13 protein-coding genes and 1 riboswitch are annotated in these 13,958 nt (G+C 42.8%); of the genes, 1 reads left to right on the top strand and 12 read right to left on the bottom strand.

Annotation, left to right across the window (positions count from 1 at the left end):
• Nucleotides 1-142: 142 nt before the first annotated feature.
• Nucleotides 143-277: riboswitch (FMN riboswitch) on the bottom strand.
• A gap of 208 nt (nt 278-485) precedes the next feature.
• Nucleotides 486-2,063 carry a phosphoglycerate dehydrogenase gene (gene serA, locus NZD81_RS04270; protein ID WP_014664444.1) on the top strand — a complete coding sequence of 526 codons (1,578 nt, stop codon included), beginning with the start codon at nt 486-488 and terminating at the stop codon, nt 2,061-2,063.
• 42 nt (nt 2,064-2,105) lie between these two features.
• On the opposite strand, the gene aroD is transcribed toward serA, so the two are convergent.
• From aroD to dacB, 12 genes are all read right to left on the bottom strand, one after another.
• On the bottom strand, nt 2,106-2,873 hold the full coding sequence (aroD, locus tag NZD81_RS04265; RefSeq protein WP_147772189.1) for a type I 3-dehydroquinate dehydratase: 768 nt from the start codon (nt 2,871-2,873) through the stop codon (nt 2,106-2,108).
• A gap of 111 nt (nt 2,874-2,984) precedes the next feature.
• Nucleotides 2,985-4,091: an anti-sigma-X factor RsiX gene (gene rsiX / locus NZD81_RS04260; protein WP_282372535.1), complete on the bottom strand. Its 1,107-nt coding sequence runs from the start codon at nt 4,089-4,091 to the stop codon at nt 2,985-2,987.
• Nucleotides 4,027-4,611 (bottom strand): RNA polymerase sigma factor SigX, encoded by a 585-nt coding sequence (gene sigX, locus NZD81_RS04255; protein WP_069149801.1) that lies wholly within the window; start codon nt 4,609-4,611, stop codon nt 4,027-4,029. Before sigX ends, rsiX begins: the two co-directional genes overlap by 65 nt.
• A gap of 203 nt (nt 4,612-4,814) precedes the next feature.
• Nucleotides 4,815-6,584, bottom strand: coding sequence for a sensor histidine kinase ResE (resE, locus tag NZD81_RS04250; RefSeq protein WP_040082745.1), 1,770 nt, complete (start codon nt 6,582-6,584; stop codon nt 4,815-4,817).
• Nucleotides 6,581-7,303: a DNA-binding response regulator ResD gene (gene resD, locus NZD81_RS04245; protein WP_040082743.1), complete on the bottom strand. Its 723-nt coding sequence runs from the start codon at nt 7,301-7,303 to the stop codon at nt 6,581-6,583. The genes resE and resD overlap by 4 nt, the downstream gene beginning before the upstream one ends.
• 80 nt (nt 7,304-7,383) lie before the next feature.
• Nucleotides 7,384-8,559, bottom strand: a complete 1,176-nt coding sequence (resC, locus tag NZD81_RS04240; protein ID WP_014664450.1) for a cytochrome c biogenesis protein ResC — start codon at nt 8,557-8,559, stop codon at nt 7,384-7,386.
• 19 nt (nt 8,560-8,578) lie between these two features.
• A complete protein-coding gene (gene resB / locus NZD81_RS04235; RefSeq protein WP_289859677.1) occupies nt 8,579-10,207 on the bottom strand; it encodes a cytochrome c biogenesis protein ResB in 1,629 nt (542 codons plus the stop codon).
• The gene (resA, locus tag NZD81_RS04230) at nt 10,204-10,743 is read right to left on the bottom strand and encodes a thiol-disulfide oxidoreductase ResA (RefSeq protein WP_014664452.1); all 540 of its coding nucleotides are present in this window, start codon (nt 10,741-10,743) and stop codon (nt 10,204-10,206) included. The genes resB and resA overlap by 4 nt, the downstream gene beginning before the upstream one ends.
• A 94-nt stretch (nt 10,744-10,837) precedes the next feature.
• Nucleotides 10,838-11,572 (bottom strand): 23S rRNA pseudouridine(2605) synthase RluB, encoded by a 735-nt coding sequence (gene rluB, locus NZD81_RS04225; protein ID WP_014664454.1) that lies wholly within the window; start codon nt 11,570-11,572, stop codon nt 10,838-10,840.
• A gap of 91 nt (nt 11,573-11,663) precedes the next feature.
• The gene (spmB, locus tag NZD81_RS04220) at nt 11,664-12,200 is read right to left on the bottom strand and encodes a spore maturation protein SpmB (RefSeq protein WP_014664455.1); all 537 of its coding nucleotides are present in this window, start codon (nt 12,198-12,200) and stop codon (nt 11,664-11,666) included.
• Between the two features lie 4 nt (nt 12,201-12,204).
• A complete protein-coding gene (gene spmA, locus NZD81_RS04215) occupies nt 12,205-12,795 on the bottom strand; it encodes a spore maturation protein SpmA (RefSeq protein WP_014664456.1) in 591 nt (196 codons plus the stop codon).
• Nucleotides 12,783-13,931, bottom strand: coding sequence for a D-alanyl-D-alanine carboxypeptidase DacB (gene dacB, locus NZD81_RS04210; RefSeq protein ID WP_172640344.1), 1,149 nt, complete (start codon nt 13,929-13,931; stop codon nt 12,783-12,785). The genes spmA and dacB overlap by 13 nt, the downstream gene beginning before the upstream one ends.
• Between the last annotated feature and the right edge of the window lie 27 nt (nt 13,932-13,958).

Raw genomic sequence — 13,958 nt, 5'->3', positions numbered from 1 at the left:
CTTTTCGATCACATCTTACTCGAAAACGGAAAGGTCCTTTTCCAGCCAATAAAAAAACCGCTTCATATATAAAAGCGGGGTTTCGAAAATTAGGCTAGGCAAAGAAACGTTTGAAAACTTTAATTTCAAAACGCTTATGAACCTCCATCTTCTCCCATCCAGACTGTACTGTCGGCTCCGGAATCTCACCGAATCCTGCTGTAAAAACAGCTCGCGGGCTTAGAGCCATTGGCTCATCACCGCCGGTAGGGAATTTCACCCTGCCCCGAAGATTGATCATATGAAATTTAGTTCCATTATAAACGATAACTGGTTGGCTGTATAGAGAATTGCTTCAAATTATAAATATTGTCTATAAGCTGTCAGAACATTGATATATTAGGCTTTACTTTTATCCTTTACTGCGTCAATACACGTTGACACTCTTTTGAGAATATGTTAAATTATCAGATATTTAGTTTGTCAATTTAGGAGGAAATCTAACGATGTTTCGAGTATTGGTCTCAGACAAAATGAGCAACGACGGTTTACAGCCACTTATTGAATCAGACTTTATTGAAATCGTTCAAAAAAACGTAGCAGATGCAGAAGATGAATTACATACTTTTGATGCTCTTTTGGTGCGAAGCGCGACAAAAGTAACAGAAGACCTTTTCAACAAAATGACTTCTTTAAAAATTGTCGGAAGAGCCGGTGTCGGTGTCGATAATATCGATATTGATGAGGCAACTAAACACGGGGTAATCGTGATCAACGCTCCGAACGGCAACACCATTTCAACAGCTGAGCATACATTTGCGATGATCTCTTCTTTAATGAGACATATTCCTCAGGCTAATATCTCAGTGAAATCCAGAGAGTGGAACCGTACAGCTTACGTCGGTTCAGAGCTTTATGGAAAAACACTTGGTATTGTAGGATTAGGCCGAATCGGAAGCGAAATTGCACAGCGTGCGAGAGCGTTCGGTATGACTGTGCACGTTTTTGATCCTTTCTTAACGGAAGAAAGAGCGAAAAAAATCGGCGTAAACAGCCGTACATTTGAAGAAGTGCTAGAAAGTGCGGATATTATAACTGTTCACACGCCTTTAACAAAAGAAACAAAAGGCTTATTGAATAAAGAAACGATTGCAAAAACGAAAAAAGGTGTTCGCTTAATTAACTGTGCGCGAGGCGGTATTATCGATGAAGCTGCACTTCTCGAAGCTTTGGAAAGCGGGCATGTTGCCGGAGCGGCGCTTGACGTTTTCGAAGTTGAACCGCCAGTTGACAACAAACTCGTTGATCATCCATTAGTCATTGCCACTCCTCACCTGGGAGCATCAACGAAAGAAGCACAGCTCAATGTCGCGGCACAAGTGTCAGAAGAAGTTCTGCAGTTCGCAAAAGGTCTACCTGTTATGTCAGCTATTAACCTGCCTGCTATGACAAAAGATGAATTCGCTAAAATTAAACCCTACCATCAAATTGCAGGAAAAATTGGCAGCCTTGTATCACAGTGCATGAAAGAACCGGTACAGGATGTTGCCATTCAATATGAAGGCACAATTGCCAAACTTGAAACATCGTTCATTACAAAAGCCCTTTTGTCAGGCTTTTTAAAACCGCGCGTTGACTCTACTGTTAATGAGGTCAATGCCGGAGGTGTCGCAAAAGAACGCGGCATTAGCTTCAGTGAAAAAATTTCCTCTTCTGAATCTGGATATGATAACTGCATCAGCGTAAAAGTGACAGGAGACCGAAGCACCTTTACTGTAACGGCTACGTATATTCCTCATTTCGGGGAACGTATTGTCGAGATCAACGGATTTAATATCGATTTTTATCCGACAGGTCACTTGGTATATATCCAGCATCAAGATACAACAGGTGTGATTGGCCGAGTAGGACGTATTCTCGGGGATAACGATATTAACATTGCAACCATGCAGGTTGGCCGTAAGGAAAAAGGCGGAGAAGCCATCATGATGCTTTCCTTTGACAGACATCTGGAAGATAAAATTGTGAAAGAACTAACAAATGTCCCTGATATTGTGTCTGTGAAGCTCATAGATCTGCCATAATCAAAAAAACTCAAGCTATATAGCTTGAGTTTTTTTATTGTTCTATTCTCGTGTGTTTTTATGCAAAATGTCTAAGACACTCCTTAGCTCAGAAACAGGTATTTGGCCTGGTGCCGACGCCTCTTCTCCCGCGCCAAAAGTACAAGCCGATCCAAAAATCTCACCGCTCAGCCTGCTGATGAGCCCTGTTGCAGCCATTGACATTGTAATAATGGGACGGTCTGCATATTTTGTTTTCATTGTATACGTCGCATCAAGCAGCGTTAAAAGATCTCCAGTATCATTCGGCATGACAGCCATTTTTGGAATATGCGCGCCTAAATCCTGCATTTTTCGAAGTCTGGAAAGAATTTCATCTTTTGCAGGTGTTCTTTCAAAGTCGTGATTTGACATCACCACATAGACGTTGTTTTCTTCCGCCAGCGATACTAACGATTTTACCTGTGCATCTCCTGTAAATAATTCGATGTCTATCAGATCGATGTCTTTTGTTTGGATTGCCGATTCCAGCAAAGCAAGATAGGAGCTTTCGTCTATTTCCAGGCTTCCTCCTTCTTTATGGGTTCTGAATGTAAATAGAAATAGCTCGTCCGCTAAAGACTTACGAAGCTTAGAAATCATCTTTGTGACCGCTTCTCTGTCATTCGCTTTTTCAAATACGTCAACTCGCCACTCTACAATATCCGGATTCAGAAGTTTTACAGCTTCTGCTTCATTCAAAATTTGTTCTTCCGTTTTTCCCATCAGCGGAACGATGATTTTCGGCATCCCTTCTCCGATGGAAACTCCTTTAATCGTTAACACGTTCACTTGTCTCAAATCCTTTCAATCGTTACCTTGTTTTATTATACACGCACAACTTTTTTTTGAAAATTTCTATTATATGAACAGCAACTAAAAAAGAGCCTCAAAAGGCCCTTTTTAGTTTAAGAAAATCGGATTTGGAGCAGCTGGCACCGGTATTGCATCTGATATGTCATATTTGCCGATTTTTTTCGTTCTGGTTTCCGTAAAGGTCACTTCTGTGAAGCCAAACTCTTTTGCAGTTAAAAGTAGTCCCTCAATCATTAAAATACCGGCAATAGAATCATCAACTTCTGAGTCCTTTGAGAAGCGGATATATAAGTGTTTCTGTTTCTTCGTTACAGATTGGACAGCACCCGCTTGAATAAGAGGTCTCGTATCTTCTTGGCTGCTCGATTCCATTTCCATAATCGCTTCTTTTACTGTATCAAAAGAATTTTTTGACGGAACGAGAAAGTCTTGTCCCTGTTTATTTTGGTACAAGAAGTAGGATCGTTTTGACTGTTTGGGAATCGTAATTTCCGTAAAAGTGCCATATGAGCCAATCCGAACCCCAGGCTCATTTTGATCCGAAAGAAATTTTACTTTTTCATAAGGACTCCATTTTAAGGATTCTTTCAGCAATTTTTTTAACAGTGTATCATCTTTTACAGAAAAAGCCGTAATAGGCTGATGGACTCGTATACTTAATTCCTTCTGCTTTGGGTTTTCCTTTATTTCTACTTCATCTATGAAGGATGGAATCGTAATGGCATGATCAAAGATATCCAATTCACTACTTACAAACAGCATATCCTGTATCGTTTGGTCTGCATTTGTTTTTTGGATGCTGATGGGTATGATTGCGGATGTATCGGCATCAGCAACCGCTACAGTGATGTAATTGTCTTGTTCCTTTTCAGGTACAACATACGATGTCTGATCCAGGGATGATGCAGCTTTTGGGCTGTCTTCTGTCTCAGTTTTCGTTACTGCGTGCTCTTGGGACGCTTCTTTTTGTTGAGGCTGTGCCTGATCAAAGAAATGAGGAGAAATAATGAAGGCGATATAAACCGCAATTGCAGCGGCACACGCGGGGCCAATCCACCTGACAGCGGGCTTTTTTTTACGCTTTGCCATCGTCAGCCGCTTGTAAATATCCTGAGGCGAACGATGGTCTTTAACTGCCGGAAGTTGACTTAGCAACTCCTTTATCTGTTCTTCGTTCCATTCTGACTTCATCATCCATTAGCTCCTCCCTCAAAAGCTCCATATGTTTCCGAAGTACTTTGAGCCCTCTGTGTTGGGTCGTTTTTACTTTGCTTTCCGAGAAGCGCAGAGCTTTGGCTGTTTCCTGTATTGAATATCCCTGAATAAACCGCAAGATAATCACAGCTCTTTGATCGATCGTACATTGATCAAGTGCAGCATAAATTTCCCGGGCATTTTCATGTTGAACCGCAAGTTCGTCCGGAAGCAATTGCTGATCCCTGACATCCTGTGTATCCCAGTCAAATGTGCCAAGTATACGCTGTCTGATCGTTTGCTGTTTACGGAACCAGTCTATCGCTACATGGCGTGCGATAGACAAAAGCCATGTTTTTTCACTGCTTCTTCCTTCAAACGTATGATAAGAATTTAATACACGGATATAAACCTCTTGAAGAAGATCTTCTGTCTGGTTTTTATCCTTTACCATATAAAATAAAAATTGGTACAAATCTTGATGATATGTATCATATAATAATTGAAAGGTTTCTTCCATTTGAAACCCCTCCGTTCACTTTTTTGTCGTATGAATAGCTTGAAAAGTTACATTACAACTATATTACGAGAAACTGGAATTTGGAAGGGAATTTATATTAACATATCCTTAAATTTTATTAATGTTGGCTATAAAAAAAACACCCGCTCAATCAGCGGGTGTTTCTTATGGAACAAGATTCTTCGGCAAATTCAGACTCGATTTTACCGTTTTGTCGGAATATAAAAAGTAAATGTTGTTCCTTTATCTATTCGGCTGTGCACAGTAATCGATCCGTTGTGGGCTTCCACGATATTTTTAACGATAGCCAGCCCTAGACCGGTTCCTGCTCTGCCCCTTGTCCGCGCTTTATCTGCCTTATAAAACCGCTCAAAGATAAATGGCAGATCTTCTTCTGGTATGCCGGATCCGGAGTCTTTGATATCAACTTTCAATCCATCCTTTACAGAATGGACTGTGATGGAGACGCTGCCGCCAGATGAAGTATGACGCAGCGCGTTATCGATCAAATTGGTAAATACCTGCTCCATCTTGTCTTCATCAAACATAAATTCCTCTTCTGCGAGAGAAATGTCATGATGTAAAGCAATATCTTTTTCTTTAGCAACACCGGAAAACTTCCGAATAATCTTCTCTAAAAATTCATTGACATTGATTTTTTCATAATGCAAACCTGTATGGCCTGATTCCATTCGGGCTAAATCAAGCAAATCATTAACTAGTCGGCCCATTCGGAGCGATTCGTCATAAATGATTTGGGCGATTTCTTTCCGGTCTTCTTCAGAGCTTGCAATGTCATCGACAATCGCTTCACTGTATCCCTGTAGCATAGAGATCGGTGTTCTCAGCTCATGACTGACATTTGCGATAAAGTCCTCCCGCAGTTTATCAAGGCGGCGTTCTTCAGTCATGTCACGCAGTACGGCAACTGCTCCTCTGACGTGCGATTCCGCGTAAAGCGGCGACATCAAAAGCACCCATGATCTGCCTTGCAGCGTCATCTCAATCATTTGTTCTTTTTCAGTGCTGACAGCATTTTGGAACAGTTCTTTTGCTTCAGGCGGAAGGTTGTCGCCTTCTTTGATATTCATGTTCTGCTCATAATACCAAGCCTGAAGAAAACGTTCAGCCGGCGGGTTGGTCACAAGAATCGTACCGTCAATATTAATGGTAATAACCCCGTCAGCCATACTGCTCAAAATGTTAGAAAGCTGCTCTTTTTCTTGATTGAGTGCATTGATATGAAAGTTAAGCTGCCGGCCCATTTGATTAAAAGCGGTCGCCAGTTCACCGATTTCATCCTGGGTTAAAATCGGGATTTTTGTATCGAACTTGCCCTTCGCCAAATCCTGCGCGCCTTCTCTCATTTTTCGGAGCGGGTACGTGACCCTGCTTGATAAAAAGAATGCGAAAAATGTGGTCAGCACTATCGCGATCCCCGCGGCAAGAAAAATATAGCGGGTCGTATGTTTTGTTGTATCTTTAACGGCAAGCAAAGACTGGGATAAAAAGACCATGCCTTTCTTTCCGTCTTTTTCATACGGGACACCTACAATCAAGCGTTCATTATCCGTATCTGTATCGCTCAGTCCCGTTCGTTTGCTTACTTTTTTATGATCTCGGAGAGCTTTATTTAAGTCTTTGTCATGCTGTATTTGCTCAACCGTAATAGACGACAGGCGATTTTTGTCATTGGGAGAATACCAGTACTTTTTCTCATCCTGGATGATGGCAATGCTTGTTAAGTTATCAGCGAGCTCCCAAGTGATTGATCGTGCCAGTGCCTGGTCCTCGTGATTTTCCAAGATGACAGCTACTTTATTCGCAAGCTGTGTTAAATCATTCTCAGCTTCTTCCACATGGTAGTTTTCAATAAACTCCAGCAAAAGAACCGTTAAAATGAACAATACGATCAAGACGAGTGAAAGGATCGTAAACCACAGCTTGCCTACTACGCTTTTCCAAAATTTCATTCAGCGCCGACCTCAAATTTATAACCTACACCCCATACGGTGACAATTTTTTTCGCAGCTTCCGGAGATACCTTGTTCAGCTTCTCTCTCAGGCGTTTGACGTGAGTGTCCACTGTCCGTAAATCACCAAAAAACTCATATTGCCACACTTCTTTCAGAAGCTTTTCCCGATCATACACCTTGTCAGGCGTTTTCGCTAAGAAGTATAGAAGTTCATACTCTTTTGGCGTCAGGCTTACTTCCGTTCCATCAGCCGTTACGCGGTGAGCATCATGGTCAATAGACAAATGTGAAAACACGAGCACATTTTTCGTCGGTGTATTGGCATTGAAATAAGAGGTTTGGGATGCTCTTCTCAAAAGAGCCTTTACCCGCAGCACGACTTCTCTCGGGCTGAATGGCTTAACAATATAATCATCTGTTCCCGCTTCAAACCCCTGCACCCGGTTTGCTTCTTCTCCTTTTGCGGTCAGCATGATAATGGGTGTCGCTTTTTTTTCGCGAATTTGCCGGCACACTTCAATTCCGTCAGTTCCCGGCATCATCAGATCAAGCAAAATCAGGTCATAATTGGCCTCAAGCCCTTTGGCAATGGCTTCATCACCATTTTCCGCTTCATCTATAACATAATTTTCACGTTCAAGATACATTCTTAAAAGGCGGCGAATTCTGGCTTCGTCATCTACTACTAATATTTTTGTTTCGTTCGTTTGGTCCATGTTTTCCCCCTGCTTTCCTTCTGTTACTTTCATTTTATCAAATCGTGAGAAAGTTTGAGAACTGTATCGCTTTCAAAGGACTATGCATAAGAATGAAGTCCGGCAAGCACTAGATTTACGAATATTAAATTAAACATAATAATAGCAAAACCGATTACGGCCAGCCATGCTGACTTCTCACCGTGCCAGCCTCTTGACAGTCTTAAATGCAAGTAAGCCGCATAAAACAAAAACGTGATCAGCGCCCATACTTCCTTAGGGTCCCAGCCCCAAAATCTCGTCCACGCGAGCTGAGCCCAAATCATCGCAAAGATCAGTGCGCCGAGCGTAAATACCGGAAACCCGATTGATACGGCCCTGTACCCAACCTCATCCACCAGATCAAGATTGACGTTTTTCACAAGCGGATGTAAAAGAGCGCTGATTCTTTTTCTGATGATCAGACGGAGAGCCCCATACAACACAAGACCTGCTCCAAATGACCAAATGACAGTGTTCACTTTTCTGCCTGAGAAAAGCGCGGGAAGATCAACAAGCGGTTCCATTCTCCCCTCGGTCAAAAGCTCTCCCTGATGCGGACCGACAAGCGCAGGCATTTCGTACACCATCACGCTTTTTTCTTTATTTTTATCCACCCAGTTAAACTCCGCTTCATAGCCCGCAAGACGAAATGCTGATGTGATCGCAATAAAGGCGACGGTTGTGACCAGGATAAACATAATCGCTTCAAGCCAGAAGGTTTTTTTACTTGGTTTTGTCTGGTCTACATGCTTCAAAAGAAAGATGACACCAGCGACAAAGCTGATAGCAAGTATAGCTTGCCCAAGCGCGGCCGTTGTTACGTGAATATACAGCCAATTGCTTTGGAGCGAAGGAATTAAAGGCGAGATATCTGTCGGAAACATGCTGGCGTAGGCAATCAGCAGTAAAGCGATTGACAGCGTAAACAGGCCTAATGAAGGCAATCTATAAATAAAATAAAGAATAATAAACGCCAAAACAAGCATCATGCCAAAAGCGGTGGTGAACTCAAACATATTGCTGACCGGCGCATGGCCGCTGGCAGCCCACCTTGTGATGAAATACCCAAGGTGGCAAATAAACCCGACAACAGAAAGAGTGATTCCAATGTTGGCCCATCGGTTTTGCCTACCCTTTTTATCTTTATTTCCTCGTATGGCCCCGCCGAAAATCGGGACAGCGATTAAATACACAAGAAAGGCCGCATAAAGAAAATTTCCGCTCAGCTCTGCCATGACATCACTCCCTTTTCGCCTATTTCTGTGTTTTGATTAATTCTTTTTGGTCCGCCGGTTCAGTCAGTCCGGAATCAGCCAATATAAATGCTATATCCTTCTTCAGGCCAAACCAGTTTTTATTGGTATGCCCCGCCACCATGACTGAGCCGTCCTGTGAGTGCAGCCAAATTCTTCGATGCTGCCAGTACATACCTTGAATGACACCGATCATAAAAATGGCTCCACCGACAGCAAGCACCCAGAGTGTCAGATCCTTTCTGACTGTAAGCCCAGTAATGTTTTTCGTTTCGACATGGTCAAATTTCAGCTTGTATTTATTGCTGCCTGATCCTTCGATGGTTTCTTGGATGGCGACAAAGCTCCTTTCACCCTTTGGTTTATCCGGCGTTATGATATTAAAGACAAAAGCCGGGTTGTTAGGGATCTTTGTTTTCGTGCTTGGTTCTCCGTCCTGATTAAAATAGAAGTCTGGCAGGTAGCTGGCGATTTCCACTTTGTAACCGTTGCCAAGATCATAGACCGAATCTGGATCCAGAAGGTTAATCTTCAGGCTTCCAAAAGATTTTTTTGTTTTTTTATCAATCAGCTGGAACACCATTTGGTCAAGCTGATTTTCTTTATAATCCACCTGGTAAACGGAAAAAGAATCAAAGCGCAGCGGCTGATTGACACGGATGTCTTCTTCAGTTATTTTTTTCAGCTTCGGCTTCTCGCCATAAACAATTTTTCCTTCTCTCTTGTAGAGAGCGGCATCGGTTTGAAAGTTCTTTGCCACTCTCCCGTCCCCGACTCTGTCAATGGCATCTGCAAATACCTTTTTTTCCGTTTTGCTGTTATAGGTCTCTACGCTGAATTGATTGTTTTTCAAGTAGTATTTCCCGTCTGTACCCGGAATTGCTGCGGTTTCGCCTTCTCTGACCCAAAGCGTCTCATCGACGTACATGCCTGGCACAAATCTCAGCATCGCACCAATCAGAAAGATGATCAATCCAATGTGGTTGACATACGGGCCCCAGCGGGAAAAACGCCCTTTTTCAGCAAGAATGCTGCCCTCTTTTTCTCTGATTCTATAATGTTTTTTCTTTAATAGGGCAACTATCTTTTCTTTTGCTTCTTCGGTCAGTACAGTAGCCGTTTCACTGAACAAGCGCTGCCTTCTTAAAAAAGCTGGGTTCCTTCTGATGCCCTGGTTTTTTAATGCTCTGTACAACGGAATGACACGGTCAAGGCTGCAAATCACGAGCGAAATGCCGATCGAGGCAATGAGCAGCAAATACCACCAGGAACCATATAAATGATGAAACCCGAGCAAATAATAAAGCTGGCCAAACACGCCGTACTGCTCCTTGTAATAAGTCTCGGCCTGTGCGCCTGGAGGCAGATAGGCTTCCTGGGGAAAAATGGTGCCGAACGCTGATGCAGCAAGGGTTATGACAATAAGCCATATTCCCACCTTAACCGAGGAAAAGAAATTCCAAATTTTATCGATAATTGTTTTGTTGTAGGTTTGCGAACGTCTTGCGCTTCCGTCATATCTCATATCAGCGAGCGGAGGCTGAGTTTCCTGGAGAGCCCTTCCGCACGATTCACATAAAACGGTTCCGACCGGGTTTATATGTCCGCATTCACATTTGACTTGCTTCATCCCGAAGCTTCTCCGGGTTTTATGAGATTCATATAATCGTGTATCATGCTTTCTGTCATAGTGCCGGTCACCACCTTGACAACTTTTCCTTCCGGATTAATCAAAAAGGTTGTCGGAAGCGGAGATACGTCGTAGGCATCAAGCACTTGGCGATCTGTATCCAGAACAACCGGGAAATTGACTCCGTAGGATTTCATAAAATTATGTACTGCTATCTTTGACTCCCCAACATTTACAGCGACAATTTCAACACCTTGGTCTTTAAAATGCTTATATTGGTTTGCCATATAAGGAAATTCTTTTTTGCATGGTTCACACCATGTACCCCAGAAATTCAAAAAAACACCTTTCCCTTTTAAGTCACTGAGCTCGATACGTTTCCCATTCGTATCCTCAAGGACAAAATTCGGTGCGTCGGACCCTTCGGATATACTCTCTTTGTCGGCAAATACAGCGTTGTAAATGGTATAGCCAAGTGCGCATATTAAAACGAGAAGGATGCCGGTCCGAATGAATAATCGCCTTTTTTTCTTCATTGTCCACTGCCCCCTTCCCCCTATTGCAGATCCATTCAATTATATCATTGCAAGTTCATTTCACATTTCTTACTTTTTGAAGGTTATGTGAAATTTAGAAAGCGTTTTTACCGTGCTCCGCCAGTGCTCTGAGTCTTTTTACTTCATGAGGCGTAAGTTCTCTGGCATCTCCCGTGTGCAGGCCTCGCAGGTTTAAAAACGCGTATTCCTCACGCTTCAGCTTGATTACCTCATGTCCGATCGCTTCAAACATGCGGCGCACCTGTCTGTTGCGTCCCTCATGGATCGTCAGTTGAATAATGCTTGTCTGCTTTTTCTTATCCAAAGACAATAGCTTCGCTTTAGCAGGCGCTGTTTTGCCTTCTTCCAGCCTAATTCCGCGCTCCAGCTTTCTGAGCAGCTCTTTAGGCGGGATTCCTTTCACCTTCGCCACGTATGTTTTGTCTATTTCATACTTAGGGTGCATCAGCTTATTGGCGAATTCGCCGTCATTGGTTAAAAGCAAAAGACCGCTCGTATCATAATCCAGGCGTCCAATCGGATAAATGCGCTGCGGAATATTTTTAAAAAAGTCCGTCACCACTTTGCGTCCTTTATCATCTTGCGCTGCAGAAATAACGCCTCTCGGTTTATATAAGAGAAAGTAAACCGGCTCTTCGCGTTCAACCTTTAACCCGTTTACCTCAATCTGATCAGAACCGGTGACCTTAACACCGAGCTCTGTTACTACTTTGCCGTTCACCTTTACTTTTCCTTCTTTAATCAGCTCTTCTGCCTTTCTGCGCGACGCAACTCCGGCATGAGCAATTACTTTTTGCAGTCTTTCCATGTCTTTCACCTCAAGTATTATCTTACTTTTTTCAACCATAACAAACAAGCTTTTTCAAATCCCTATACCAAATCTAAAAAAAACGCCGTTTTCAGGCGCTCCCAAATAATAACGTAACGATGATGATTGATGCAACTACGCCGATTAAATCGGCAAGAAGTCCCACCTTTAATGCATCACCCATTTTTTTAATACCGACTGCACCAAAATACACTGTCAGTACGTAAAGCGTTGTATCTGTAGATCCCTGCATGACGGAAGCCAGTCTGCCGATAAAGGAATCGGGCCCGTATACTGCGATTAAATCGGTCGTCATTCCGAGTGCGGCCGTACCGGAGATCGGGCGGATCAGAGCAAGCGGTACCACCTCACCGGGGATGCCGATAGCAGAGAAAACCGGTTTTAAAAGATCCATTATAAAATCAAGCGCGCCTGATGATCGGAAAACAGTTATCGCGACAAGCATTCCGACTAAATAGGGGATAATAGAAAAGGCGATTTCTATCCCCTCTTTGCCTCCTTCGACAAACGATTCATATGTGGGAACCTTTTTGATCGTCCCATAAAGAAGTATGCCGGCAATAATGATCGGAATCATCGCTAAAGACATCCAGTTGATGATTTCCATCCGCTTACCTCCCCTTCTTCTTGCGGCGATAATAAAAATACCGGTCAATGATAATAGCGCCGATTCCGGAAATGAGCGTTGCCAAAATGCTTGGTCCGACGATATCTGTCGGTGTTTTGGAGGAATAAGCCATCCGGACAGCGATCACCGTTGTCGGAATGAGAGTGATGCAGGACGTATTGACAGCTAAAAACGTAATCATCGACCGGCTTGCTTCCGATCGGTCTCCATTCAGCTTTTTCATTTGCTCCATTGCTTTAATGCCAAGCGGAGTTGCTGCATTTCCGAGGCCGAAGAAATTCGCCATAAGATTAGATAAAATGTAGCCCATCGCCGGGTGATCCGGCGGTATATCAGGGAACAGCTTAGATATAAAAGGCCTGCACATCCGGCTGAAAATATCCAAAAGCCCTGACTGCTCAGCTATTTTCATTAAGCCAAGCCAGAAAACAAGCACGCTCATCAATCCAAATGAGATCGTAACGGCTTCTTTCGCACCCTTAAACACGGCTTCATTTACATCTTGCAGAGTTCCGTTGCACATCGCAAAAACAAGTCCGATCACAGTTAAACTGACCCAAATTATATTGACCATTTTGCTCCGCCTGCCGCATTCAGAAAGATTGACTTAAACGTTTCAAAAAATTGTTTCTTCGGTTTTTTATGACGTTCATTTTCATAATAGATTGGCACTTTTGCGATGGTTTCATTGTTGAACATGATCTCCATATGCCCTACGATGTCAGGAATTTTCGAGGCATCTTTTTTCCATGCTTTATTTGGCTTGAGCAGCGTGGTATTAATTTTCACATCTTCTTTTTCCTCTTCGTTCAGCAAATAGGTAATATCTCGTTTGATAAAAGCCTTCGATTCATAAAATGTGCCTTTCAGCTTTGGAATGTCCCCTTTTTTTGCAATTAAATAGGTTTGATAGTGATCAAACACATAATTAAACATTTTCATATGGTCATCCCAATCATCAGGGTCATTAATGGTGACGGCTATCAGGTTAATGCCATCCTTTGAAGCCGTTGAAACCAGTGTCCGTTTTGCAAGTTTTGTATAGCCTGTTTTTCCTCCTGTGCTGTATGGATAAAGCATGGTCAGCAGTTTATTTTTGTTTTTCCATACGCTTTCCATCGTTTCCGCTTTGTATATTTTTGTGCCTGAAATCTTTTGATAGTCTTTCAGTTTCATAGCATATTTAGTTAAAATGGCCATGTCATAGGCTGTTGAATAATGATTTTCATGGTCGTCCAAGCCGTGCGGGTTTTGAAAACGGGTGTTCTCCATACCAAGCTGCTCGGCTTTTTGATTCATCATATAAACAAACCCATCGAGGCTCCCACCGACATGCTCAGCAATCGCGACAGCGGCGTCGTTTCCTGATCTTAGCATCAGGCCATACACAAGATCTTTTAATTTCACTTTTTGACCTTCTGTTAAATAAATGGCGGAACCTTCTGTTCTGACAGCATTTGCCGAAACCGTCACCGTTTGATCCATTTTGCCGGATTCGATAGCGAGGACGGCGGTCATAATTTTTGTGATGCTGGCAATACGCCTTTTTTGATGCTCATCCTTGGCAAATAACACTCTGCCTGACGCTCCGTCGATAATGATCGCGCTTTTTGCACTGACATCTATAGCTGCATGTGCTGTATTCACATTTACAGTGGCAATCAGAAAAGAAATCATAATCACGAATACTGCTTTTTTGAAAATGCGCATGTTTGCTCACGTCCTTGTGGTGGTTTG

The sequence above is a fragment of the Bacillus sp. B.PNR1 genome, from assembly GCF_030386235.1.
Classification (GTDB): Bacteria; Bacillota; Bacilli; order Bacillales; family Bacillaceae; genus Bacillus; species Bacillus stercoris.
Note: the sequence above shows the minus strand (reverse complement) of the source record. Positions and strands in the feature narration are given on the sequence as shown.

Excerpts from the sequence above, each read along its gene's own strand:
- serA (WP_014664444.1), top strand. The coding sequence starts at position 486 with ATGTTTCGAGTATTGGTCTCAGACAAAATGAGCAACGACGGTTTACAG.
- rsiX (WP_282372535.1), bottom strand. The coding sequence starts at position 4,091 with ATGATGAAGTCAGAATGGAACGAAGAACAGATAAAGGAGTTGCTAAGT.
- sigX (WP_069149801.1), bottom strand. The coding sequence starts at position 4,611 with ATGGAAGAAACCTTTCAATTATTATATGATACATATCATCAAGATTTG.
- resE (WP_040082745.1), bottom strand. The coding sequence starts at position 6,584 with ATGAAATTTTGGAAAAGCGTAGTAGGCAAGCTGTGGTTTACGATCCTT.
- resD (WP_040082743.1), bottom strand. The coding sequence starts at position 7,303 with ATGGACCAAACGAACGAAACAAAAATATTAGTAGTAGATGACGAAGCC.
- resC (WP_014664450.1), bottom strand. The coding sequence starts at position 8,559 with ATGGCAGAGCTGAGCGGAAATTTTCTTTATGCGGCCTTTCTTGTGTAT.
- resB (WP_289859677.1), bottom strand. The coding sequence starts at position 10,207 with ATGAAGCAAGTCAAATGTGAATGCGGACATATAAACCCGGTCGGAACC.
- resA (WP_014664452.1), bottom strand. The coding sequence starts at position 10,743 with ATGAAGAAAAAAAGGCGATTATTCATTCGGACCGGCATCCTTCTCGTT.
- rluB (WP_014664454.1), bottom strand. The coding sequence starts at position 11,572 with ATGGAAAGACTGCAAAAAGTAATTGCTCATGCCGGAGTTGCGTCGCGC.
- spmB (WP_014664455.1), bottom strand. The coding sequence starts at position 12,200 with ATGGAAATCATCAACTGGATGTCTTTAGCGATGATTCCGATCATTATT.
- spmA (WP_014664456.1), bottom strand. The coding sequence starts at position 12,795 with ATGGTCAATATAATTTGGGTCAGTTTAACTGTGATCGGACTTGTTTTT.
- dacB (WP_172640344.1), bottom strand. The coding sequence starts at position 13,931 with ATGCGCATTTTCAAAAAAGCAGTATTCGTGATTATGATTTCTTTTCTG.